Source organism: Pseudomonadales bacterium (assembly GCA_041395665.1).
Classification (GTDB): Bacteria; Pseudomonadota; Gammaproteobacteria; order Pseudomonadales; family UBA7239; genus UBA7239.
On sequence record JAWLAB010000004.1, the window covers coordinates 164,920 to 189,991 of the forward strand.

The 25,072-nt window shown below is 50.6% G+C and carries 20 protein-coding genes, 1 tRNA gene and 1 pseudogene; 15 read left to right on the forward strand and 7 right to left on the reverse strand.

Going from position 1 to position 25,072, the window contains the following annotated elements; genetic code table 11:
• From R3E63_07490 to R3E63_07500, 3 genes are all read left to right on the forward strand, one after another.
• Entirely contained in the window at window positions 1-1,059 is a 1,059-nt protein-coding gene (locus R3E63_07490) for an ABC transporter ATP-binding protein (protein MEZ5539779.1), read from the forward strand.
• A gap of 76 nt (window positions 1,060-1,135) precedes the next feature.
• Window positions 1,136-2,476, forward strand: coding sequence for an imelysin family protein (locus R3E63_07495; protein MEZ5539780.1), 1,341 nt, complete (start codon window positions 1,136-1,138; stop codon window positions 2,474-2,476).
• A gap of 15 nt (window positions 2,477-2,491) precedes the next feature.
• The gene (locus tag R3E63_07500; GenBank protein ID MEZ5539781.1) at window positions 2,492-3,907 is read left to right on the forward strand and encodes a mannose-1-phosphate guanylyltransferase/mannose-6-phosphate isomerase; all 1,416 of its coding nucleotides are present in this window, start codon (window positions 2,492-2,494) and stop codon (window positions 3,905-3,907) included.
• Window positions 3,908-3,960: 53 nt separating this feature from the next.
• Here R3E63_07500 and R3E63_07505 read toward each other — a convergent pair.
• A tRNA-Leu gene (locus R3E63_07505) sits at window positions 3,961-4,045 on the reverse strand.
• A 121-nt stretch (window positions 4,046-4,166) separates the two neighbouring features.
• On the opposite strand from R3E63_07505, the gene queA reads away from it, so the two are divergent.
• Window positions 4,167-5,231, forward strand: coding sequence for a tRNA preQ1(34) S-adenosylmethionine ribosyltransferase-isomerase QueA (queA, locus tag R3E63_07510; protein MEZ5539782.1), 1,065 nt, complete (start codon window positions 4,167-4,169; stop codon window positions 5,229-5,231).
• A complete protein-coding gene (gene tgt / locus R3E63_07515; GenBank protein MEZ5539783.1) occupies window positions 5,228-6,358 on the forward strand; it encodes a tRNA guanosine(34) transglycosylase Tgt in 1,131 nt (376 codons plus the stop codon). The genes queA and tgt overlap by 4 nt, the downstream gene beginning before the upstream one ends.
• A gap of 4 nt (window positions 6,359-6,362) precedes the next feature.
• On the opposite strand, the gene R3E63_07520 is transcribed toward tgt, so the two are convergent.
• The gene (locus tag R3E63_07520; GenBank protein ID MEZ5539784.1) at window positions 6,363-8,117 is read right to left on the reverse strand and encodes a hypothetical protein; all 1,755 of its coding nucleotides are present in this window, start codon (window positions 8,115-8,117) and stop codon (window positions 6,363-6,365) included.
• A gap of 127 nt (window positions 8,118-8,244) precedes the next feature.
• Between R3E63_07520 and secD the strand changes: the two genes are divergently transcribed.
• Genes secD through R3E63_07545 form a run of 5 tightly spaced genes read left to right on the forward strand, consistent with a single transcriptional unit; the run spans window position 8,245 to window position 13,488 of the window.
• Entirely contained in the window at window positions 8,245-10,149 is a 1,905-nt protein-coding gene (secD, locus tag R3E63_07525; GenBank protein ID MEZ5539785.1) for a protein translocase subunit SecD, read from the forward strand.
• 11 nt (window positions 10,150-10,160) lie between these two features.
• Window positions 10,161-11,129 carry a protein translocase subunit SecF gene (secF, locus tag R3E63_07530; GenBank protein MEZ5539786.1) on the forward strand — a complete coding sequence of 323 codons (969 nt, stop codon included), beginning with the start codon at window positions 10,161-10,163 and terminating at the stop codon, window positions 11,127-11,129.
• A gap of 11 nt (window positions 11,130-11,140) precedes the next feature.
• A complete protein-coding gene (nagZ, locus tag R3E63_07535) occupies window positions 11,141-12,184 on the forward strand; it encodes a beta-N-acetylhexosaminidase (protein MEZ5539787.1) in 1,044 nt (347 codons plus the stop codon).
• Window positions 12,181-12,741, forward strand: coding sequence for a hypoxanthine-guanine phosphoribosyltransferase (locus R3E63_07540; GenBank protein ID MEZ5539788.1), 561 nt, complete (start codon window positions 12,181-12,183; stop codon window positions 12,739-12,741). Before nagZ ends, R3E63_07540 begins: the two co-directional genes overlap by 4 nt.
• Before the next feature lie 9 nt (window positions 12,742-12,750).
• On the forward strand, window positions 12,751-13,488 hold the full coding sequence (locus R3E63_07545) for an S-methyl-5'-thioinosine phosphorylase (GenBank protein MEZ5539789.1): 738 nt from the start codon (window positions 12,751-12,753) through the stop codon (window positions 13,486-13,488).
• Window positions 13,489-13,505: 17 nt separating this feature from the next.
• On the opposite strand, the gene R3E63_07550 is transcribed toward R3E63_07545, so the two are convergent.
• Window positions 13,506-14,474, reverse strand: a complete 969-nt coding sequence (locus R3E63_07550; GenBank protein ID MEZ5539790.1) for a WYL domain-containing protein — start codon at window positions 14,472-14,474, stop codon at window positions 13,506-13,508.
• Between the two features lie 114 nt (window positions 14,475-14,588).
• Between R3E63_07550 and R3E63_07555 the strand changes: the two genes are divergently transcribed.
• Window positions 14,589-15,470: a hypothetical protein gene (locus tag R3E63_07555; GenBank protein ID MEZ5539791.1), complete on the forward strand. Its 882-nt coding sequence runs from the start codon at window positions 14,589-14,591 to the stop codon at window positions 15,468-15,470.
• Between the two features lie 6 nt (window positions 15,471-15,476).
• On the opposite strand, the gene mfd is transcribed toward R3E63_07555, so the two are convergent.
• The gene (gene mfd / locus R3E63_07560; protein MEZ5539792.1) at window positions 15,477-18,911 is read right to left on the reverse strand and encodes a transcription-repair coupling factor; all 3,435 of its coding nucleotides are present in this window, start codon (window positions 18,909-18,911) and stop codon (window positions 15,477-15,479) included.
• A 180-nt stretch (window positions 18,912-19,091) separates the two neighbouring features.
• Between mfd and R3E63_07565 the strand changes: the two genes are divergently transcribed.
• From R3E63_07565 to R3E63_07580, 4 genes and pseudogenes are all read left to right on the forward strand, one after another.
• Window positions 19,092-19,538, forward strand: coding sequence for a hypothetical protein (locus tag R3E63_07565; GenBank protein ID MEZ5539793.1), 447 nt, complete (start codon window positions 19,092-19,094; stop codon window positions 19,536-19,538).
• The gene (locus R3E63_07570) at window positions 19,427-19,903 is read left to right on the forward strand and encodes a hypothetical protein (GenBank protein ID MEZ5539794.1); all 477 of its coding nucleotides are present in this window, start codon (window positions 19,427-19,429) and stop codon (window positions 19,901-19,903) included. Before R3E63_07565 ends, R3E63_07570 begins: the two co-directional genes overlap by 112 nt.
• 465 nt (window positions 19,904-20,368) lie before the next feature.
• Window positions 20,369-21,571 carry an acetyl-CoA C-acetyltransferase gene (locus tag R3E63_07575; GenBank protein ID MEZ5539795.1) on the forward strand — a complete coding sequence of 401 codons (1,203 nt, stop codon included), beginning with the start codon at window positions 20,369-20,371 and terminating at the stop codon, window positions 21,569-21,571.
• Window positions 21,572-21,582: 11 nt separating this feature from the next.
• Window positions 21,583-23,746, forward strand: a pseudogene (locus R3E63_07580) (3-hydroxyacyl-CoA dehydrogenase NAD-binding domain-containing protein).
• A 154-nt stretch (window positions 23,747-23,900) separates the two neighbouring features.
• Here the strand turns inward: R3E63_07580 and R3E63_07585 are convergent.
• From R3E63_07585 to R3E63_07595, 3 genes are read right to left on the reverse strand one after another with little or no spacing between them, the layout of a single operon-like run.
• The gene (locus R3E63_07585; protein MEZ5539796.1) at window positions 23,901-24,077 is read right to left on the reverse strand and encodes a hypothetical protein; all 177 of its coding nucleotides are present in this window, start codon (window positions 24,075-24,077) and stop codon (window positions 23,901-23,903) included.
• Window positions 24,074-24,535: a hypothetical protein gene (locus R3E63_07590; protein ID MEZ5539797.1), complete on the reverse strand. Its 462-nt coding sequence runs from the start codon at window positions 24,533-24,535 to the stop codon at window positions 24,074-24,076. The genes R3E63_07585 and R3E63_07590 overlap by 4 nt, the downstream gene beginning before the upstream one ends.
• Window positions 24,536-24,576: 41 nt before the next feature.
• Window positions 24,577-24,981: a carboxymuconolactone decarboxylase family protein gene (locus R3E63_07595; protein ID MEZ5539798.1), complete on the reverse strand. Its 405-nt coding sequence runs from the start codon at window positions 24,979-24,981 to the stop codon at window positions 24,577-24,579.
• Window positions 24,982-25,072: the final 91 nt, after the last annotated feature.

Here is a 25,072-nt window from a genome sequence, read left to right on the forward strand (position 1 = left end):
ATGAACGCGGAACAAAAAATGTGGCTGGAAATCCAGCAGGCGACGGTCTGTTACGGCGCACAAGCTGTACTGCGCGATGTGTCGCTGTCACTGGTGGCAGGGGAAATCGGCTGTTTGTTGGGCGGCTCCGGCACAGGTAAATCCACCCTGCTGCGAGCTGTTGCCGGTTTTGAACCCTTGGCGAGTGGCAGCATCGTGCTGGCGGGGCGGCAGCTGTCTGGCACTGGCATCAATGTACCAGCGCATCAGCGCGGCGTTGGCATGGTGTTTCAGGATCACGCCTTGTTTCCGCATCTCAATGTGGCCGACAACATCGCCTTCGGTTTGCACGCCTTATCGAAAACACAACGCGAGCAGCGCGTCGAAGAACTGTTGGCGATGATTGCATTGAGCGATTGCGCGCGCCGTTTCCCGCATGAGTTGTCCGGTGGCCAACAGCAGCGTATCGCCTTGGCTCGTGCACTCGCGCCGCAGCCGTCGTTGGTGTTGCTCGATGAACCTTTCGCCAGTCTCGACACCGAATTGCGTCAACGCTTGGCGATGGATGTGCGCGCACTGCTCAAGCGCAGCAAGACGGCGGCATTGTTGGTGACGCACGATCAGCAGGAAGCTTTTGCTATGGCGGATCGTGTCGGCCTGCTGGCCGATGGTGCGCTGCAACAGTGGGCCACGCCCTATGCGCTGTACCATGAGCCAGTCAATCGTACGGTGGCAGATTTTGTCGGCGAAGGTGTGTTTTTACCGGCAGCCTTGCTCAGTGAGCGCTGCTTACAATTGTCTTTGGGTGAGTTCTGCCGCCTACACGATTTGCCGATAGCCAGTTGTGGCAAGTTGGATGTGCTGGTACGGCCTGATGATGTGATGCATGACGATGCCAGCCCTGTGCAAGCGCGCGTATTGGCCAAGCAATTTCGCGGTGCAGATTTTCTCTACACCCTGCAACTAAAGGATGGCGCTGAAGTATTGTCGCTGGTGCCTAGTCACCACGATCACGCCATCGGCGAAGCAATAGGTATTCGTGTGGAGTTGGATCACCTGATTGCGTTTCCGGCGCGGTAGTGTTCATGCACAGCGGCGCTTACACCCACAAATAAAAACCATTATCATTTACAAGTTCATTTTCCTAGGAGGTTTTATGCAAGTTTTACGGCGTGGTTTTCCAGTGTTGGCGGTCAGTGCTCTGTCTTTGGGTCTGGCTTTGAGTGGTTGTGGCAAACAAGAGGCGGCGAAGCCTGCAGAAGCGCCTACTCCAGCAGCGTCCGCACCTGCACCTGTTCAAGCGCCAGTAGCACAAACAGTCACGGCGGAAGCTGTCATCGCGCATTACGGCGACATCGCACAGGCTGTTTTTAGCGACGCGCTGAAAGCGGCAGAAGCCTTGCAACAAGCGAGCGACAAACTGATCGCCGAGCCGACTGCTGCGAACTTGGAAGCGGCGCGTCAAGCGTGGTTTGCAGCGCGCGTGCCTTACATGCAGAGCGAAGTGTTTCGTTTTGGCAACAGCGTGGTGGATGACTGGGAAGGCCAGCTCAACGCGTGGCCACTGGACGAAGGTTTGATCGACTATGTTTCGCAAGATTACCAAGCGGCACTGGGCAATCCGGGTGCATCGGCCAATATCATCGCCAACACTTCTTTGAAAGTGGGTGAGAAAACGCTGGATCTCACCACCATCACGCCGGAATTGCTGGCGAGCTTGAACGAGTTGGGCGGCAGCGAAGCGAATGTCGCCACCGGCTATCACGCCATCGAGTTCTTGTTGTGGGGTCAGGATTTGCACGGCACAGCAGCCGGTGCGGGTGAACGACCAGCCACCGATTATGTACAGGGTGAAGGCTGCACTGGCGGCAACTGTGATCGCCGCGCACAATTCTTGAAAGCCGCTTCTGCGCTGTTGGTAAAAGATTTGCAGGATATGGTCGCGCAGTGGCAGCCGAACGCCGACAACTACCGCGCGCAATTGCAAAAAGAAACGGGCGAGCAGGGCTTGCGCAAAATGCTGTTCGGTATGGGCAGCTTGTCGCTGGGCGAACTGGCTGGTGAGCGCATGAAAGTGGCGCTGGAAGCCAACTCCACCGAAGACGAACACGATTGCTTTAGCGATAACACCCACAACTCGCATTTCTACGATGCCAAAGGTATTCGCAATATCTACCTCGGCGAATACAAACGCACCGACGGCAGCGTGTTGAGCGGTCCTAGCTTGTCTGCGCTTGTGAAAGCCAAAGACGCAGCGATTGATACTGATCTGCAAGCGAAACTGGCAGCGACTGAACAGGCCATGCAAGTGTTGGTGGATAGCGCAGCGCAAGGGCAGCATTTTGACCAGCTGATCGCTGCTGACAATGCTGCGGGTAACGAGAAAGTGAAAGCTGCGATTGCTGCTTTGGTGGCTCAAACCACTGCGATTGAATCCGCTGCAAAAGCTCTAGGTATCAGCGAATTAAATCCGGATACTGCGGATCACAAATTTTAATCAAGGCTTTCATTTATGGCGCTTCTCCTTCCCGTCATCATGGCTGGTGGCTCAGGCACTCGCCTGTGGCCGCTGTCACGCGAGTTGTATCCCAAGCAATTTCTCGCACTGGATGGTGATGCCGCCATGCTGCAAGCAACTATCCAACGGCTTGCTGGTATCAATAGCACAACGCCGTTGGTGATTTGCAATGAAGCGCATCGTTTTCTTGTAGCGGAGCAGTTGCGGCAATTGGATAAATTGCAGCGCAATATCTTGCTGGAACCAGTGGGGCGCAACACCGCGCCCGCCATCGCGCTTGCTGCGTTCTATGCGCTGGCACAAGGTGAGGATCCGCTGCTGTTGGTGCTGGCGGCTGACCATGTGATCCGTGATGTCGAGGCTTTTCACGCCAGCTTGCGTGCCGCTATCCCTTACGCAGAAGCTGGCGCGTTGGTCACTTTCGGTATCGTCGCGCGCAGCTCAGAAACGGGTTACGGCTATATTCGTCGTGGTGCGGCGGTGGGCGATGGCGCGTACAGCGTGGCACAGTTTGTCGAAAAGCCGAATGTCTCCACGGCGGAGCAATATGTCGCTTCTGGTGAGTATTACTGGAACAGCGGATTATTTCTGTTTCGCGCCAGTCGTTATTTACAAGAACTCCAACAGCATCGCCCCGATATTTTGCAAGCGTGTGAAGCGGCAATGGCGGGAGCAAAAGCGGATATGAATTTTATTCGCGTCGATGAAGTTGCGTTTCGTGCTTGCCCTGATGACTCCATTGATTACGCCGTGATGGAAAAAACGGCTGCTGCTGTTGTGGTGCCGCTCGATGCCGGTTGGAGCGATGTCGGTGCATTTTCTTCGCTGTGGGAAGTGCTGGAAAAAGATGAAAACGGCAATGTTTTACAGGGTGATGTGCTGGCACATGACAGCCGTAACAACTTAGTGATGGCAGAAAATATGCTCGTCGCCACGGTAGGTTTAGAGGATGCTGTGGTGGTGCAAACCAAAGACGCGGTGCTCGTTGCAAAACGCGATCGCGTGCAAGAAGTGAAGCAAATTGTTACGCAGCTCAAACAATCCCATCGCAGCGAACACCAGTTGCATCGCGCCGTTTATCGCCCTTGGGGCATGTACGATTCCATTGATAGCGGCAATCGCTATCAAGTCAAACGCATCAGCGTGCAGCCGGGCGCTAAGCTGTCATTGCAGATGCACCACCACCGCGCCGAACACTGGATTGTGGTATCCGGCACCGCCAAAGTGACTGTGGGTGACGAAGAAAAATTGGTCGCAGAAAATGAATCGATTTTCATCCCGCTGGGTACCGTACACGCACTAGAAAATCCGGGAAAAATTCCCTTGGAATTGATTGAGGTGCAGACCGGCGCTTACTTGGGCGAAGACGATATTGTGCGGTTTGAGGATTGGTACGGGCGCGCGCAATAAAAAAGCCCCTAATCAGGGGCTTTTTTGTGTCCGTACGGTATAGGACGTGTAGATGGTGCCGGAAGAGAGACTCGAACTCTCACTCCTTTCGGAACACGAGTTTGAGTCGTGCGCGTCTACCGATTCCGCCATTCCGGCTAGGGAGGCGCGCATTCTAGCGGCAGCTGAGCGGTAGGGCAATGCACTTTTTGATGTCGCTGTGGAATGAATATGGAACAATGCCGCCCCTTGTCGTGTTCGTTATTTGATTCCTCCTGTTATGCAGCGCCAGCAATTTCACTATCACTTGCCGGAATCCCTCATCGCCTCTGCACCTAGCGCGGAGCGCACGGGTAGTCGCTTGCTGTGTTTGGATGGGGAGACTGGCGCGCTGACGCATCAGCAATTTCCTGCGCTGTTGGATTGGGTACAAGCGGGCGATTTGATGGTGTTCAACAACACGCGCGTGATTCCTGCGCGGCTACTTGGCCACAAACCGAGCGGCGGTAAAGTCGAAGTGTTGGTGGAACGCGTATTGAACACGCACGAAGTGTTGGCGCATGTGCGCGCCAGCAAAGCACCGAAAGCGGGCGAATTGTTGTTGTTTGGTGAAGGTGAAAACCTGCTGTGCATCACGATGTTGGCGCGCGACGGCGGCAATTTATTTCGTTTGCAGTTTGATGCGGCACGCACTGTGCACGAATGGTTGGCTTTGTTGGGACATATGCCGCTGCCGCCGTATATTCAACGCGCCGATACCGAAGTGGATCGTGAGCGTTATCAAACGGTTTATGCAGAAAAACTGGGTGCTGTTGCTGCACCGACAGCCGGTTTGCATTTTGATGATGCGTTGATGACTGCATTGCGCGAAAAAGGCGTCGACATGGCGTTTGTGACGCTGCATGTCGGTGCGGGTACTTTTCAACCGGTGCGCAGCGAGGATATTCGCGATCATCACATGCACAGTGAATCTATCGAAGTGTCATCAGAGGTTTGTGACGCAGTGAATGCTGCAAAACAACGCGGCGGTCGCGTGATCGCTGTCGGCACAACCAGTGTGCGCTGTTTAGAAAGCGCGGCAAAAGATGGCGCAATCAAATCTTGCGAAAAAGACACTGATATTTTTATTTTCCCCGGCTATCAATTTCAGGTAGTGGATGCGCTGGTGACTAACTTTCATTTGCCAGAATCGACTTTGTTAATGTTGGTTTCTGCCTTTGCCGGTTATCAAAATACTATGCGCGCCTACGCAGAAGCCGTGGCGCAGCAATACCGTTTTTTTAGTTACGGTGACGCCATGTTGGTCACCAAAAATGTAAATGCTTGTGAGGATATTCCAGCATGACGCGCGAATGCCGTATGCAATTTGACTTGTTGGCGACCGATGGCGCAGCGCGTCGCGGCGTGTTGCGCTTTCCACGCGGCGAAGTGCACACGCCCGCGTTTATGCCGGTGGGTACTTACGGCACAGTGAAAGCAATGAAGCCGCACGATATTGAAGCGATCGGCGCGGAAATTATTCTCGGCAACACTTTTCATTTGATGTTGCGCCCCAGCACGGAAGTGATCGAGCGCTTTGGCAGCCTGCACGGTTTTATGCAGTGGCAAAAACCCATCTTGACGGATTCCGGTGGTTTTCAGGTGTGGAGCTTGGGAAAGTTACGCAAAATTAACGAAGCGGGTGTTTCTTTTCGTTCACCGGTGGATGGCAGTCCTGTTTTTTTAGGGCCGGAAGAAGCGATTGCTGTGCAGCATAAACTCGGCTCTGATATCGCGATGATTTTTGATGAATGCACGCCGTATCCTGCAACGGAGGAGCAAGCTAAATCGTCGATGGAATTGTCGCTGCGTTGGGCAAAACGCTCGCGCGAAGCGCACGGTGATAACAGCGCAGCGTTGTTCGGCATTGTGCAGGGCGGCATGTATGAGCACCTGCGTCATAAATCGCTCGATGGTTTGCAAGACATTGGTTTCGACGGTTACGCGCTCGGCGGTTTATCGGTTGGTGAACCGAAAGAAGAAATGCTGCATGTGTTGGATGCGGTGGTATCACACATGCCGCAAGATAAACCGCGCTATGTGATGGGCGTCGGTACACCAAATGATTTGGTGGAAGCAGTGCGTCGCGGCGTGGATATGTTTGATTGTGTGATGCCAACCCGCAACGCGCGCAATGCCTATTTGTTTGTACCGCAAGGAAAACTCAAATTGCGCAATGCGCAGTATCGCCACGATGAACGACCTTTGGACGAAACTTGTGATTGCTACACCTGCCAACATTTTTCGCGCGCGTATCTCTATCACCTCGACAAGTGCGGCGAGATCCTCGGCAGCATGCTCAACACCATCCACAACCTGCGTTTTTATCAGCGCTTAATGGCGGGTTTGCGTGCCGCCATCGCCGCAGGGCAGTTGGATACCTATATTGCGCAGCACTATGCCGCGCAGGGTTTGCCGGTGCCGGCGCTGTAACACATTAAGTAGGCTGCTTGATTGGTTTGCAGTAATGATCAATCAGCGGTTTGAATGCGGGCCAGCGCGCGACAAATTGCATGGTTTTGCAATCTTTATCTGCACGATCCCAAGGGGCAACAGGCTTTATTGTGATTGGTGTTGGTAGTGAGAATTGAGCGGCTTTAGTGTGTATTTGAATCTGATACTCACCAGCATCAATAGCTCGTTTGTCCAGCAATAGTTTTAGTGAGCTGTCTTGGTTTTTTTGTGAGAGATTTTTTTCGCTCAAAGTGATGCGATAGCTTTGTTGGTCGTTGCAAAGTAACACTTGCGGTGGTGTATCTATGTTTCGTTCTGGCAGTTGCATCGTCGCTAATAAGGCAAAAGATTTTTCACCTGTTTGTGTTTCAATTATTCCTTGGATTGATACTGCGGTATCGCATTTCGAGATGGCCTGTATGTCTTGCGCGATGGGTAGCAGGCTGTGTGATTGCAGCGGGCGATAAATATTTTTTTCCAGCGCTTCACGCAAAATCACATCCAGCCAATGTTTTGTATTGGACTTTCCAGTAACCAGAAAAAATTGTAACTCTTCGACAAGTTTATTTTGCTTGTTAGTTATTTTGCTTGTATTCATCCATAGCGCATTGAGATTAAATAAAACTGCAGTCAATAAAAGTACGCAGGGTATTTGCCAGCGACTACTTCTTATATGTATGGAGGCTAATAGAAGTATCGCGGCATAGTTGGTGGTAGTAAAAATCTGATAGCCATCGTTATCGCCAGCGGAGTAACGAAATAGAGAAGTGATGAAAATAGTGCCTGTGCTGAACAAAAGCAGGCCAACGATAGCAGGGCTTTTTCGCGATTTTTTGGAGAGCAAAAGTGCACAGGAAATCACCAAGGTGAAAGTACCCAACACAATTTTTTCTAAACGATATTCTTTAGGCGGAAAGGGTGCTGCTCCTAGGGAGGCAAGGAAGTCAATGAAGCGTCCGCCAACATTGATAAAGGACTCTTGAACGGTTTTTGCACCAAAGAGATCGGTCGAGAAAACATTCATGGTGGCGAGGTGAACGATCAGACAGCCTGCAGCGCTGACAAACCACAATATGAGTTGTGTGCGTGTGTAACGCCTATGAATTATGTGGTTAAAGCCAATAACTATCGAGCCAATGATGATAGTCAATAGTCCATTCGCCATGGTGAATGCAGCCAGCCAACAAAAGAAACTGGCGGCCACTATTTTCGGGCGTGGTAAATCAAGAAGAACGAGTGATAAAAAAGAAAACACAATCGTTGAAAAATAAAAAAGCGCGCATTCTGGCCAAGTGGAAACAGACCATGGGTAGACAGTCAGTATGAGTAAGGCAGAAATGGCAATGCTGTACGCAGGGATTTTATGTTGATAGCAGCTATAGGCAATACAGCCGATGAGCAATACCAACATGGCGTTGCTGAGCAAACCTTCAATGTGTAAATCCAATGAGCCAAAGAGTGTGTACATCAGCAATGTGATGGTTTTAGTGAATACCGCGCGGTGTTGAAAGTAGGTCCACCAAGTGTTGGAAATTTTTTCCAGTAAGGAAGTGCCTTCTTGCCAGTGAATAACGGTAAAAAATGCTTGGATGTAGCCGTCGCCGTACGGTGTATTGCTGGTAAAAGACCACATCACGCCAAGGTACAGCGCGCCAATCAGTAGCGCCAAGAGTGTGAAGAAGCGATAAGAGCTGTCCCAGAAAAGGTTGGGTCGCTGCATCGTAGTGGGTGAAGGCATGCTGGCAGACTGCGTGTTAACGGTGGATTTTGGATAGTGGTGGAATCCCTCTCAGTCTGCAACTGCTGCTACAATCGCCAACCATTTTTGACCGGCAGTCCTGCTGGTTTTGGGAGGGAAGTAGAGCATGCCAAACCGCTATCCACTGTGGAAGAACATCCTAGTCGTCGTCATTCTGACGCTGGGAATCATCTATGCCACACCGAATTTATATCACCCGGACCCAGCGATTCAGATTACCGGTGAGTCTGGCGGTAGGGAGATGACGGAGGCGATCCAAAACCAAGCCGTGGACGCATTAAAACAAGCGGGCATTGGTATAAAAGCTACTGAGTTCAGCAAAGCTTCTATCTTGGTGCGCTTGGAATCGCGCGAACAACAGCTCGCCGCAAAAGATGCCGCAGAAAAAGTGTTGGGTGCTGATTTTATTGTCGCGTTGAACTTGGCTTCAACAACGCCTGCATGGTTGACGAGCATGGGAGCAAAACCCATGAAGTTGGGTTTGGATTTAGCAGGTGGTGTGCACTTCTTGTTGGAAGTGGATACCAGCGCCATGCTGTCGAAAAAAGTGGAAGCAGTGGCAGACGATATGCGTCGTGAATTGCGCGATGCCAATTTGCCGAGCCGCCAATGGTCTGTAAAGCAAGACGGGAAAACCGTTGTTGTGCGCTTTCCTGATGAAGCCAATCGCAGTGCTGCAATGTCGGCTATTCGAAAAGTGGCCAACGATATGACGCGCACAGAATCAGATAAAGACGGCCAATATCTCGTGACGCTTTCATTGAGCGAACAAGCGTTAAATGAATTAGAAAATTATGCGGTGTCACAGAATGTGGTGGCTTTGCGTAATCGTGTTAACGCGTTAGGTGTGGCAGAGCCATTGGTACAAAAACAAGGTCGTAATCGCATCGTGGTGGAATTGCCGGGTGTGCAAGATGCTGCACAAGCAAAACGCATCATCGGTAAAACGGCTAACTTGGAATTTCGTTTAGTGGCAAACGCCGAAACATCGCCTTCACAGCGTGAAACTTTTGGTTTTCGTAACGAGCCCAATCGCCAAGTGGAGTTGGAAAAAAGCGTTATCGTGACGGGCGATCAAGTCACGAGTGCAAATAACCAAGTCGATCCAGAAAGTGGTATGCAGCAAGTCAATATCACGCTGGATAGCAGTGGTGGTCAGAAAATGAATCGCGCCACGCGTAACAATATCGGCAGACCCATGGGTGTGTTGTTTATTGAAACCAAAGCAGAGACGCGCAAGCAGCGCAATCCTGACGGCACAGAAACTGTTGTGCATAAACCGAGAACAGAAAAAAGTCTGATCAATGTGGCGACCATTCAGAGTGCATTAGGCGTGCAATTCCGCATCACAGGTTTAGATGGCCAAGCGGAAGCACATGAATTGGCTTTGTTGTTGCGCGCGGGCGCTTTGGCGGCACCGGTTTATATTATCGAAGAGCGCACTATTGGCCCCTCTTTAGGTGCAGACAACATTAGCCGAGGCTTTCATTCTACTTTGTGGGGCTTTGCAGCGATCGCTGTATTCATGATTATGTACTACCACTTATTTGGCGCGGTTTCTGTTACGGCCTTGGCATCCAATTTAATTTTGTTGATTGCTTTGTTGGCTATTTTGCAAGCGACATTAACTTTGCCAGGCATCGCTGCTATTGCATTAACTTTGGGTATGGCGATTGACTCGAATGTGTTGATTAACGAAAGGATACGGGAGGAGTTGCGCGGCGGCGCAAGCCCGCATGCTGCTATCACGGCAGGTTATGAACGCGCATTTGGCACGATCGTTGATGCAAACGTAACAACCTTCATTGCAGGTTTGATGTTGCTGTTATTTGGCACGGGTCCGGTGCGTGGATTCGCTGTCGTGCATTGTTTGGGCATTCTGACTTCCATTGTGTCTTCGGTATTTATATCGCGCGCACTGGTGAATTGGATTTACGGTGGCCGCAAACAGTTGTCCAGTTTGTCGATAGGACAAATTTGGAAAGCTGGCCTGACAGTCGCGCGTCGTTGAGGGTTTAGATCATGGAATTTTTTCGTATCCAAAAAGACATTCCCTTCATGCGCCATGCGCGCATATTCAATGCCATTTCTGTGGTTGTGTTTTTGCTGTCGGTATTCTTTCTCGCAACGCGCGGTTTGCATCTTTCCGTCGAGTTTACGGGAGGAACTTTGGTGGAGGTGCGTTACCCGCAAGCCGCGAATTTAGAAAAAATTCGTGAAGTGTTGCAGGCGAGTGAGTTTGGTGAAGCGCAGGTGCAAAACTTTGGTTCGCCGCAAGATGTCATGGTGCGTGTTCCTTTATTGAAGGATGGTGATTCACGCAAGCAGGGCGAAACGGTGATGGCGATGCTGTCGGATGCTGTGCCGGGTGGGCAATTGCAGCGTATTGAATTTGTTGGCCCGCAAGTGGGTGAAGAGCTAGTGCACAAAGGCTTAACGGCGCTGGCGTTGGTGGTGCTCGGTATCATTATTTATTTGTCGATGCGTTTTGAGTGGCGCTTTTCTGTTGCTGCCATTTTGGCAAACTTGCACGATGTCATCATCATCCTCGGTTTTTTTGCATTCTTTCAGTGGGAGTTTTCGCTGTCCGTATTGGCAGCGGTACTGGCGGTGTTGGGTTATTCGGTCAACGAATCGGTGGTGGTATTTGACCGCGTGCGTGAAACATTCCGCCATCGCCGTGATTTAGATGTAGAGCAAGTATTGAACCACGGTATTACCGGCACTATTTCACGGACCGTTATCACGCACGGATCGACACAAATCATGGTGTTGTCGATGCTGATTTTTGGTGGTGAAACACTGCACTATTTTGCGTTGGCACTGACCATCGGTATCTGCTTCGGTATTTATTCTTCGGTGTTGGTGGCCGCACCGCTGGCAATGATGTTTGGCATCGAACGCGAACACTTTATTAAACGCCCACCGCCAAAAGAGTTTTCAGAGGGTGTGGACGAGTTCGACGAGCCAGATCCGGCTGATTTTCGTTGAGCTGCGCCGCCATGTATTATCGTGAAGACATGGCGTTGGGGCCGGTGATTGTTGATGTCGCTGGCCTCACTTTAACGGCTGAAGATGAGTTGCTGCTGCGCGAACCTTGGGTGGGCGGCATCATTTTGTTTTCACGCAATTACCGCGATGTTGCACAGTTGAGTGCGCTGGTTGCGGATATTCGTGCCGTGCGCCCTGAGTTATTGATTTGTGTCGATCAAGAAGGCGGGCGCGTGCAGCGTTTTCGCGATGGTTTCACCATCATCCCACCGATGGCGGATATCGGCGCTGCGTATCAAACAGATCAAACAAAAGGCATTGCTTTAGCGCGTGCTTGCGGTTGGTTGATGGCGGCAGAATTGCGCGCTTGTGGTGTCGATTTAAGTTTTGCACCGGTGTTGGATTTGGATGATGAACGCTGCGCGGTGATCGCCAATCGTTCGTTTTCGATTGATCCAGACATCATGAGCGTGCTGAGTGAAGCGTTTATTGACGGCATGCACGACGCCAATATGTGCGCCACAGGTAAACACTTTCCTGGGCACGGCGCAGTAGCGGGCGACAGCCACCACGAAACACCAATTGATGAGCGCACACTGGATGCTATTTTGGCGGAAGATGTGCAGCCGTATCGCCATTTGTGCGCGCAGGGCAAGTTAGATGCCGTAATGCCCGCGCATGTGGTTTACAGCCAAGTGGATAAAAGTCCTGCTGGTTTTTCTGCGCGTTGGTTGCAAGATATTTTGAAACAACAACTGCGTTTTGAAGGCGTTATTTTTAGCGATGATTTGACGATGGAGGGCGCAGGTGTGATCGCTGATATGGGCGAACGCGCGCGCGTTGCCTTGGCGGCGGGTTGCACCGCGTTGTTAGTGTGCAATCAGCGTCCCGCACAATTAGCGGTTGTCGATGCGCTAAAGAAATCAGAATTCAACCCTGCGAGCAAATTGCAAAGGTTAAAGCGTCCGTTCGCTTGGCCGAATTTGGTGGAATTGCGCGCCACAGAAAAATGGCAAGCCGCACACAGTTTGTTGCAGGCATCGCTCGCCGTATGAGTGAAGTGTCGTTAGAAGAAGTAGAAACGGTTTGGCGCGGAGCTGATTGCTTATTCACGCGCGAACAAGTGATTGCAGCGATTGATGCGATGGCAGAAAAAATAACTGCGCAATTAGATGGTAGCAATCCACTGTTGTTGCCCTTGATGAGCGGCGCAACCGTGATTGCCGGAAAATTACTGCCGCGCCTCAATTTTCATTTGCAGCTTGATTACATACACGCTACGCGCTATCGCCATCAAACCAGCGGCACTGCATTGGAATGGATAGTCAAGCCGCGCCATGATTTGCGTGATCGCACGGTGTTAATCATCGACGATATTTTGGATGAAGGCATCACGCTGCATGAAGTGTTGCAGTGGTGCAAACAGCAGGGCGCGAAAAAAGTGTACAGCGCGGTGTTGGTGGAAAAACATCACAATCGCCGTCAGCCGCCGGAATTAAAAGCTGATTTTGTTGGTTTGGATGTGCCTGATCGCTATGTATTTGGCTACGGCATGGATTACAAAGGCTATTTGCGCAACGCGCCCGGTATTTACGCCGTGAAAGGCATGTGAGGAGTTGCAATGACCATCGCAATTATCGGCGGAACCGGTTTAGATCAACTCGACGGCTTGCACATTGGCGAGAAAATTACACTGGATACGCCTTACGGTGCGCCTTCTGCGCCGGTGCAAAAAGGGGAGTATCACGGCAAGCCGGTGTATTTTTTTGCGCGTCACGGTGAGCAACACCAGTGGCCACCGCATCGCGTGAATTATCGCGCCAATATGTTTGCGTTAAAAAAACTCGGTGTTGAGCAAGTGATTGCGGTGAACGCGGTGGGCGGTATTCATCACGATATGGCGCCTGCTGTGATTTCTGTGCCGGATCAAATTATTGATTACACCTGGGGTCGTATTCACACCTACAGTGATGATGAACATTCGCCGTTGGAGCATATTGATTTCACTTTTCCCTATGCAGATCGCACGCGTGAATTATTGTTGCGCGCTGCTGATGCCGCAGGCGTGATTGCATTAGCGCGCGGTGTTTACGGTTGCACACAAGGCCCGCGTTTAGAAACCGCAGCAGAAATTGTGCGTATGCAGCGCGATGGCTGTGATTTAGTGGGCATGACGGCGATGCCAGAAGCGCCGTTAGCACGTGAAATCGGCTTGGATTACGCCAGTTTGTGTGTGGTGGCGAATTGGGCAGCAGGCTGCACCGATGAGTTGATTACCATGGAAGCCATCGATGCCACTTTGAAAGTCGGCATGGATAATATCCGCAAAATTTTGCAGCAAGTGTTGGTGTTGGCATAGGCGTTGGTATAGCCGCGTTACGCCATCGTTGCCAACATTTTTTTCACTTCATAGCGCAAGCGCTTTTTAAGTGCGGCTGGTTTAAGCACTTGCACTTCTGCACCGTGCTTCAAAATATCCATCAATAATTCACGGTCGTCGCTGTAAGGCAGTTCTAGCGTTGCACAGCCATCTTTGTCGATACTGAGCTTTTGTTTTGGATGCCAAATTTCTTGCGCAATCCATCGTGAGCGTGCAGGTGAAAAGCGCAAACTTGCCCACTGCACTTGGCTGCCGGCAAAAATGCCGTAGCCGTTTTCTAATTGTGCTTTCAGCGTGCTTTTGACCACATTTTTAGCTGTTTTATCGAGAAACTCGACTTGTTCGATTGCGTCCACCGCAAAAGAGCGCAGCGCATTGCGTTTGTGACACCACGCATCCAAATACCAATTATTGCGGTAATAAACCAATTGTTGTGGTGATACCTCCCTAGATTCGGAAGTGTCGCGTTCACGATGCCAGTGCTGAATCAACAAACGATGACGGCGTAAAGTCGCTGTTGCCAGTAACTCAAAATGTTTATTGCGCACAGGGCGGCGAATGGCATGCACAAGTTTGATGCGATCAGCCACTTCACTGGCACTAAAGTCATCGCGCGCTAACAACGCTTGCAAACGCGTGCGCAGTGGTTGAATTTGCGGGGTGAGAAACCCTGGCTCAATGTTGTCGAGTAACTGCTGCATACTCAGTAGCGCGTGCACTTCGCTGGCGTTAAACCACAATCCGGGCAGCTCATGCGAGATTTGATGTTTGTCTTCAGAAAAACGATACGCGCTCAGCTCGCGATCAAAAACAATCGGCGCGTGTAAACGATCGCGCAAATACTCCAAATCGCGTTTGAAAGTGGCGAGAGAAACGCCCAACTCCGTTAAAAACTTATCGATGGAAACCGTTCTGTGGCGGTGTAACAGGCTTTCAATCTTGTAAAAGCGTTCGGTGCGATCCATGAGCCTCTCCTGCGGTTGCGGTATTCTGCTAGCAGAGAGGCGGGCGTTGCAAGGCTCATCTGGTGAGCCAGTGCCGCAGTAAGATAGCGGAACCGAACCTGTGGAGAAGCGGCTATGTCAGTTTCATTAAAGTCTATCCCTGTGTTTTACACGCCAGCAATGGTGGCGCCATCTTTGTCGTTTTCGCCGAGCTCAATGAAGCCAGAAAAAGTAGTGGCAGCGTGGCAGACCTTGGGTATTCCCATTGAGGTGATTGAACCCAAGCCTGCAACGGTGGATGAGTTCGCTTTGGCGCACGACAGGGCTTTTGTTGAACGCGTGCTGGCAGGCGAAGCCGATAACGGTTTTTCAAACAGGGATATGGCGATAGCGCGCACGCTGCCATACACCAGCGGCTCGATGCGCGATGCGGCGTTTGCTGCGTTGGAAAATCGCGCAGTCGCTATTTCACCGACTTCGGGTTTTCATCACGCACATTGGAAGATGGCTTCAGGTTATTGCACTTTCAATGGTTTGATGGTGGCGGCGCGCTGTTTATTGACGAGTGGAAAAGCAAAACGCGTGGGGGTTATTGATTGCGATTACCACTACGGCAATGGTACGGACGATATTATTGCCAAGCTAAAAATTACCCATGAAATTAAACATTTCACACAAGGTGAATTATTTAGCACAAGAAGCAGAGAAAAGGTGCATGATTTTTTTGATGTATTAGAAAAACAGTTGCATGTGATGGCAGATTGCGATGTGATTTTGTATCAAGCGGGTGCTGATCCGCATATCAATGATCCGCTTGGTGGCTTTTTAACAACATCACATCTGCGTGATCGTGATTTGTTAGTATTTAAGGAATGCCATAAGCGCGGTATTCCGGTGGCATGGAATTTGGCTGGTGGTTATCAGCAACTTGCATCGACAGGTGAGACAGATTGGGCTGCGCTAACGGAAATACACTCCAACACGCTGAAAGCTTGCTGGAGTGTGTTTGGTCGGTAGGTTTCGTTACACCAACTGCTGCAACAAAGTTTCTACAGCAGAAAAACGCGCTTCGGTTTCCTCTAAATCATCTTTGATAACGAGGCGCGTGCCGTCTTCCAATTTGTAGCGCGTGGGATATTGCTGTATCAATTTCACGAGGGCAAATGGATCAACGCGCGTTTCACTGCCAAACTCCACGCGCAAGCCATTGGCGCTGGCTTCCAGTTTGTCGATACCCAATTGCAGTACGCGTAAACGCAGAGATGCTTGACGGAAAAGATTTTTCACGGCGTCGGGCAACAAACCAAAACGGTCGATCATTTCCACTTGCAAGTCGCGCAGTGCATCATCACTCGTCGCGCAAGAAATACGGCGATAGAGTACCAAGCGCGTGGCGGCATCGGGCAGATAATCATCGGGAATCAGCGCGGGAATGCGCAGGTTTACTTCGTGCTGTTGTACGCCCGTGATATTGCTGCCTGCGGCTTTGCCTTCTTGCAGGTTTTTCACCGCGCGTTCAAGCATTTCCATGTACAGACTGAAACCGATGCTTTCAATTTGTCCACTCTGTTGATCGCCCAATAATTCGCCCGCGCCACGAATTTCTAAGTCGTGATTGGCGAGCAAGAAACCAGAACCGAGTACATCGGCATGACATATCGCTTCTAAGCGTTTCTCTGCATCGCTGGTCATGTTGCGCGCATCCGGTGTGAGCAAATACGCGTAGGCTTGATGGTGTGAACGCCCAACGCGACCGCGCAATTGATGCAGTTGCGCCAAACCAAATTTATCCGCGCGCTCAATGATGATGGTATTGGCGTTCGGTACGTCGATGCCGGTTTCAATGATGGTGGTACACACCAGCACATTAAAACGCTGGTGATAGAAATCACTCATCACTTGTTCCAGTTCGCGCTCGCGCATTTGCCCGTGGCCGACCACCACGCGCGCTTCTGGCACCAACTCGGCAATGGTTTGCGCGCAGCGCTGAATGCTGGCCACATCGTTGTGCAGAAAATACACCTGCCCGCCGCGCAATAACTCGCGCAGAATGGCTTCTTTGATGGTGGCATCATCGTAAGCGCGCGCGAAAGTTTTTATCGCGAGGCGGCGCGCCGGTGGTGTGGCGATGATGGATAAATCGCGCATGCCAGCCAGCGACATATTCAGCGTGCGCGGAATGGGCGTGGCCGTCATGTTGAGAATATCGACCTGCGCGCGCATGGCTTTCATACGCTCTTTTTGCTTCACGCCGAAGCGGTGTTCTTCGTCGATCACCAGCAAGCCGAGATTTTTGAATTTCACATCGTCCTGCAATAAACGGTGCGTGCCGATGATGATGTCAATCTGGCCGTCGGCCACTTTTTGCAAAACTGCCGTCTGTTCTTTGGCGGTGCGAAAGCGGGAGATGGTTTCTATGCGCACCGGCCATTGCGAAAAACGATCGCGAAAGTTTTCGCCGTGCTGTTGAGCGAGCAGAGTGGTTGGCACAAGCACTGCCACTTGTTTTTGGTTGAGTGCCGCGAGAAATGCCGCGCGCATGGCAACTTCGGTTTTGCCGAAACCGACATCGCCGCACACTAAGCGATCCATCGGCTTGTCCGCCAACATATCGGCAACCACCGCAGCGATAGCGCTCTGCTGATCCGGCGTTTCTTCAAAAGGAAACTCGGCAGAAAACTGCTGCATTTCAATGTCAGAAATTTCAAACGCTTTTCGCGAACGCGCGGCGCGGCGCGCATGAATTTCCAGCAATTGCGCGGCGACATCTTCAATCTGTTGCGCCGCTTTGGTGCGCGCCTTTTGCCATTGATCCGAACCTAAACGATGCCAAGGCGCGAGGTCGGGATCGGCACCACCGTAGCGGCTGATTAAATGTAGCGAAGTGACCGGCACATACAGGCTGGTATCGCCCGCGTAGCGCAAATGCAAAAACTCATTGGGTGTGCCGCCAATATCGAGATTGGTTAAACCGTGGTAGCGACCGACGCCGTGTTCCAGATGCACCACCGGCGCGCCGAGTGACAGCTCGTTCAAGTGGCGAATGGCGTTATCGGCAGCGTCCACTTGCTGTTTGCGGCGACGCTGCTGCAAGACTTGTTGTCCAAACAATTGGCTTTCTGACAGCAATAATAATTTTGCATCAGGCAGCCACACACTGCGGTCCAGCGCTGCTTGTACCAGTGCTGCTGGTGCTTGCTCTTGCAAAAAACTCAGCCAATTTTCTGTGTTGGTAAGAGGAAGTTGCTGTTGCGCAAACAAAGTGTGCAGAGCGTCAGCGCGACCGGCAGATTCCGCGCAGATCAGCAGGCGTGTGCTGTTGTGTTGTGCCAAAAAACTTTGCAGGGCGGTGAGTGGGTGTGCTTCACGGGCGTGCAGGGCGATATCGGGTACGGTCGCGCTGCCGAGATCGTCTGCATTGCTTTCATCAGAAAAGCAATCAATACCAGAAAAAGTTTTTAGGCGAGCAAACAATTCTTCGGTAGCGACGAAAGCTTCATGCGGTTTGAGCAGGGGGCGATATTGTTCAAGGTGCAAACTCTCGTAGCGCGCACGAATATCGTTTTGATGTTTTTCGGCAGCGGCATGAATATTACCGGCCTGTGCAATTAAGCAGTTGTCGGGCAAATAATCTAACAGTTGCGCGCACTGTTCAAAAAATAGTGGCAGAAAATATTCCGCGCCAGGGGAGGCAATGCCTGCGGCTATATCTTGATACAAGGCGGATTTTTTAGGGTCACTGTGAATGAAGCGCGCGTGCCAGCGATCAAGAAAAGTATTGATGCTATTTTTAGTCAGCAGAAATTCGCGCGCAGGCAGCAAGCGAATCGCAGAAACTTTTTCGACAGTGCGCTGTGTTTCTGGATCAAAACTACGCAGCGATTCGATGGTGTCATCAAACAAATCAATGCGATAAGGTAATTCGCTGCCCGCGGGAAAAATATCCATCACCGCGCCGCGCAGCGCAAACTCGCCGTGCTCGTTGACAGTATCTACACAGCGATAGCCACAACTCTCTAATCGTTGACGCGTGCTATGCACGGCAAAATGCTCGCCCACTTTGAGATCGAACACTTGTCCGCCAATAAAATCGCGCGGCGGCAGGCGGTTCATCAAACTGGCCACAGGCAATACGAGCGTGCAAGGCTCACCGCTGAGTAATTGCGATAAAGCAGCCAAGCGTTCGGAGATGATGTCTTGGTGCGGCGAGAAGCTGTCGTAAGGCAGCGTTTCCCATGCGGGGAAATTCAGCACGGTGAGCTGCGTGCCGCCAAAAAACTGCATCTCGCGCTGTAATTGCCGCGCGCTAGCGGCATCTTCCGTCACTACCAACAAAACGCCGTTGTGCTGTTGCTGCGCATTGGCGAGCGCAAGACCGGTCGCCGCGCCGTGCAAGCCTTTCCAGCGTTGACGATTCCCCGTGCTGGGGTGAATAGGGGGGTGGAAAATACGCGACATGGCTTTGCGGGGCTGCAGATCAAGAGAGGGGGTATTGTAATGGTAGCCAACTGAAATAAATGTGGGTTGCGCTTATATTAAGCACTATCATCGCTCAGTTATGAGGCGCTAGTTAGGTGTGGAAGATCGTTATATGACAAATACTGACACTGTAAGTTTGATCAAAAAATAATCTTCTCTTTGGCAATGTTGTTACTGGTTATTATTGCGCTTGAGGTAATAGCTGCTTTTGTTTTAAACCGCAATCCAAGCATTGAAACCACGCGTCAGTATTTGCGTGGTGAGCAGCAGATGCAGCTAGATATGAACAGTGTTCCGCAGGCGTATTTACTTTATATTCCAGCGCCCAATTATGTAACTCCTGTAGATAACATTAAACAAAATAATGCAGACGGGTATCGTGGAGAAGCTATTCCGCTACAGCGATCATTGGATAGCTTGCGTATTCTTTTTATGGGAGGGTCAACTACCTATGGTGAGGGTGTTGCTCATCCGGAGGAGGCATTCCTGCTCAAGTGGGGAAATTATTGCAAGAAGATGCGCGTTTTTCTGGTAAACGGATTGAGATTATTAATGCCGGTTTGCGCTTTGGTACGACTGCAGAAATACTCACGCATTATTTGCTGAAATTTCGTTATTACCGTCCAGATTTAGTGGTGATTAACCCCGGTGGGAATGATCCAGTTTCGTATGTTGTGCATGAGTATGAACCCGATTACAGCAATTGGCGTAAATCTGCCCCTGGGCTGTCCCCGCTTAAAAAACATGCGCGCTGGTTGCTGAATTCAAAAGTTTTAAGTATCGCAGTAGTTCTGTTGTTTTTTCCAGATTATGCAACGGGGCAAGCCTTTGCTCATGGTGGAGAGGCTACGCCAGCTTTATGGTTTCAACCGAGGGAGAAGGATCGTTTGCATGCCGATGAGTTGGCGTTTTATAACAACCTGACAAGTGTTGTACGAGAAATAAAAAATGACGGTGCTGATGTTTTTTAATTTCTTATCAGGGGAATCCTTTTGATAAAGATGATCAGAAAACATTTCGCCGTTTGTATGATTACGAGGAAACTGTCCTCGGTGTGATTGGTAGGGAGCTTGCCGTGCCGTATGCGCCTTTTCCGCTAGATCAGATGCCTGCAAATCTGTGGGTGGACGCTTCTCATATCAATGCAGAGGGGGAGCGAAAGAAAGCGGAGTATGTTTTTGATCATGTGGTTAATTTGCTGGTGCGGCGTGTTCAACGCAATGCTCAGCCTGTTTTACCCAGCCAAGCTCCCACGCTAGATCTACCTCCTGGAACGAGCGCTATCACCCCAAGTAGCAGTGTTTTAGCGCTTGATTGACCTAGCTCATAGGGGGGCTCGACGAATATTGCGCTAGTTGGCTTTGCGGGGCTTATAGCAGGGCGGGTATTATAGCGACCCTCGATTTTTCAATTCACCCAACCAAAAGGTAAGCACCATGGCGCAAGCATTTATCTTTGACGCTATCCGCACTCCGCGCGGCAGAGGCAAGGCCGGTGGCGGGCTTTATGAAGTGAAGCCCGTTGATATGGTCAAAAATCTGCTCGATGCGATGCAGACTCGCAACAAACTCGATCCCTCCGCAGTGGAAGATTTGATTCTCGCCACGGGCGAACCCGTGAACGAGCAAGGTCAAAACATCGCGAAAACCGCCTTAATTTATGCAGGTTGGTCAGAAGTGACGACCGGTGCGCAGTTGCATCGTTATTGCGCAGGCGCGTTGGATGCTGTGAATAATTGCGCCGCAAAAGTGCGTGCCGGTTTTGAAGATTTGGTGATGGCTGGCGGTGTGGAATCCATGTCGCGTTTGGGCATCGGTGCATCGGGTGCGGCAGCGGGCGACCCTTGGGTTGCTATGCACAGCTACGGCGTTTCGCAAGGTATCGGTGCGGATTTGATCGCCACGCAAGATGGTTTGTCGCGTGAAGATGTGGATCGCTACGCATTGATGTCACAACAACGCGCCGCAAAAGCCTGGGAAAAAGGTTATTTCAAAAAATCGATTGTGCCGGTGAAAGACTTCAATGGTGTCACGATTCTTGGTCACGATGAATTGGTGCGCAAAGACACCAGTTTGGAAGGCTTGGGCAAACTGAAACCATCGTTCCAAATGTTCAACGATTTTGGTCACGGCGATTTCTTGAAATTCAAATATCACGATTTGGAAAACATCACTTGCGTACACACACCGGGCAACTCGTCTGGCATCGTGGACGGCGCATCGCTGGTGTTGATCGGCAATGAAAAAGCCGCCAAAACGCACAATCTGAAACCGCGCGCGCGTATCGTCGCTTGCGCGTTGACCGGCACCGAGCCTTCCATCATGTTGACGGGCCCTGCGCCAGCGACATTGAAAGCGCTGAAACAAGCGAAGTTGAAAGTATCCGACATCGATTTGTTTGAATTGAATGAAGCGTTTGCGTCTGTGGTGTTGCGCTATCAAAAAGTGCTCGGCATTCCTAACGAAAAAATCAATGTCAACGGCGGCGCGATTGCGATGGGTCACCCTATCGGCGCAACCGGCGCGATGATTCTCGGCACGCTGGTGGATGAATTGGAGCGACGCAAATTGAAGCGCGGCGTAGCAACCCTGTGTGCAGGTGGCGGTATTGGTATCGCTACTGTGGTCGAGTTGGTGTGAGGTAGAAGACGATGAGTTACATCAAACTGAAAAAAGACGCTGACGGCATCGTGGAATTGATCTTCGATCAACCGGGCGAAAAAGTGAACAAAATGGGTGACGAGTACATCGCGGCGATGAGCAAAGCGGTGGACGAACTCGCCAAAATGAAAGACAAAATCAAAGGCGTGTATGTGCGCTCTGGCAAAGATACTTTCTTCGGCGGCGGCGATTTGAATGCGCTGTTAGAAATGTCGACGAAAATGGATGAAAAAGAAGCGACGCAAAAGTTTGAAGGTATTTTGAATGCTAAAAAACCGCTGCGCATTTTAGAAACGCTCGGCGTGCCTGTGGTTGTTGGTATGAACGGCGCAGCGCTCGGCGGTGGTTATGAAATCGCACTCGCTTGTCATCATCGCATCGCGATTGATCGTGCGGATGTAAAAATGGGCTTACCAGAAGCGCAATTGGGTTTGATGCCTGGCGCGGGCGGTGTGGTGCGTATGGTGCGCAAATTTGGCTGCCAAAACGCGATTACTTTTATCAGCCAAGGCATGCAGTACGCCGGTAGCAAAGCGCTGGAAAAAGGCTTCTGCGATGAGCTGGCTGTCAACGAAGAAGAAATGCACAAAAAAGCCAAAGCGTGGATTCTGGCAAATCCAGAAGCGAAGCAACCTTGGGATCAACCCGGTTTCAAAATTCCTGGTGGCTCGCCAGCGGATAAAGATCCAGATCAAGGTTTGGTTGGCTTGTTCTACTTTGGCCCTGTCAATGTGATGAACTCCACCAAGGGTAATTTCCCTGCGCCGAAAGCAATTTTTGCCTGTATCCATGATGTTGCACGAGTGGATTTTGATACCGCTGAGAAAATCGAAGCGCGTTATTTCTTGCACTTGATGACTTCGCAAGTAGCAAAAAACATGATTCGCACTTTCTTCTTCCAATTGCAGGCGTTGGAAAAAGGCGCGAGCCGCCCGAAAGGTATCAAACCGACTAGCGTGAAAAAACTTGGCATTTTGGGTGCGGGTCAAATGGGCGCTGGCTTGGCCTATCTCGCTGCGCAAAAAGGCATTGAAGTGGTGTTGAAAGACATCAATCTCGCCAATGCAGAAAAAGGTAAGGCATATAGCGAAAAAGTGGGAGCCAAAAACAAAAAAATGACGCCAGAAAAATTGGCGCAAATTTTGTCGTTGATTCACCCAACCGAAAAAGTCGAAGATTTGAAAGGCTGTGATTTCATCATCGAGGCCGTGTTTGAAAATCGCGACATCAAAGCCTCTGTGACGAAAGAAACAGAAGCGGTGTTGGGCAAAGATGCTATTTTTGCTTCTAACACTTCTGCATTGCCGATCACTGAATTGGCGCAAGCTTCTGTGCGCCCTGCAAACTTCATCGGCATGCACTTTTTTCTCACCGGCAGAAAAAATGCCTTTGGTGGAAATTATCTGCGGCAAGAAAACTTCCAAAGAAACGCTGGCAAAAGCGTTTGACTTGGGTATTTTGCTTGGCAAAAAACCGATTGTGGTTAACGATGCGCCAGGCTTTTTCACCACGCGCGTTATCGGTGCCACCATCACGGAAGGCGCAACCATGGTGATGGAAGGTATCAACCCTGTGTTGATCGAAAGCGCTGCTGCATTTAATGGTTCACCTGTCGGCCCCTTGGCTGCGCTGGATGAAATCAGCTTGGAAACTGCTTACAAAAATGGCAAGCAGGCACAAGAAGATGCCAAAGCGCGCGGTGAAAAACACGCAGAAAACGCCACTTTTGATTTGGTGGAGCGCATGGTGACTAAGCTGGATCGTAAAGGAAAAATTTACGGTGGCGGTTTCTATGATTATCCAGAAGGCGGCAAAAAACACATCTGGCCCGGCTTGCAAAATCTGTACGCGAAAAAAGGTTGGAAAGATATTCCATTCGAAGATGTAAAAGATCGTTTAGTGTTCTCACAAGTGCTTGAAGCGGTGCGTGCCATGGAAGAAGGCGTGATTGAATCGATTGCTGACGGTAACATCGGTTCCATCATGGGCATCGGCTTCCCGCCGCATGTGGGTGGTGTGTATCAGTGCATCAACCACTGGGGCGTGAAAGAGTTTACTAAGCGCGCGAGCGAGCTAGCCAAGAAATACGGCAAGCGTTTCGAGCCGCCGAAGTTGCTCAAAGACAAAGCCAAGAAAAACGAACAATTTGTATAAAACCGACCCCCTCGGCGCTGCGCGCCACTCCCCCTACTTTGCAGGGGGAGATCAATCCTCTCCTACGCAGTAGGGGAGGTGGTTCGCGCAGCAAGTCGGAGGGGTAATATCTTCGACAAAAAAGCCACCTTCGCGGTGGCTTTTTTGTTGGCTATTATTGAGTGTGTTTGTCGTTTGGCTTTTCTGATGCCGCTGGTTTTGTTGCCAATATATTTTCGTTGTGTGCAGCAAAGAGTAGGCGAAATTCTTCGAGAAATTGAACAATCTGTGCGGGTGTCATCTTTTGACATTGTTGCAGATAGTCATCCGTAAAAAACTGAGTTGTTTTCATGGAAGTCTTCTCAGTGCGTCAATGTCGGCTATATCTTGAGGTCTTCCTGACTTCTCCTTCATGCTGATTAAATCTTTTTTGTTCAGAATGGGAATCGAGAAGTTACCCAGATTGATGTTGGTTATTGCTTTATCGGCAAGATCAAAATCAATAATGAGATCTATTTGCTCGGTAAGGTTGTCGGGGTTATAAAAGTTCCAAGCAATTAAGTTGCGTTCATTGATTAATTGTTGGCGTTGTTCAAAAACAGTGTCGCTGTCTAAAGGCAACCTAGAGACGAGTCCGAGCGAGTGGAGTGCAGCGATAGTTTTCTCAAGGTTTTTTTTATTCCACTGCAATACTAAGTCGAGGTCAATTGTGCCGCGCACTGCGCCATGCAGTGCCACAGCATAACCACCTACTACAGCAAAGGTTATGCCCCGATCAATCAATGCTTGGCTGACTTTTTGAATAAACATGGTCGCAGTATACCTGCGTGTGTTTACAAAAGTTGACGCAACTATTCCGCCGCTTCTTTCTGTTTTTTCTTCCAGTTGTGAATGGCTTTACCCGCCGCGCCGCGCATGCCTGTGGTGCGCGGGTAGCCAACATACTGCACCATGTGCAAAATCAATTCGTTGACTTGTTCTTCGGTGAGGTGACCAGAAGCCAAACCTGTTTCTACTTGGATGCCGAACACATCGCCTTCGCCCAGCGCGGCGATGATGCCCATGGTGAACAGGCGGCGATCGCGCAGTGACAGCGCTTCGCGCGACCAGATGTTGCCGAACAAGTCTTCCATCATGATTTCAAAGAACTCGTCGCCAGTGGGCTCTTCGGGGGCTGACATCATGCCGCCGTAGACGGTGTTGAAGGCTTTCACGCCACGGGCGCGTTTTTCGTTGTTATTCATATCGTTGCTCATGCTTGGATCCTCGTGAAGGCTGGTTTCCTATTCTTGGTGGATGCCGCAAAAAAGTAAAGTGCACTTGACTATCTAGCGGGCGCATCGCTAG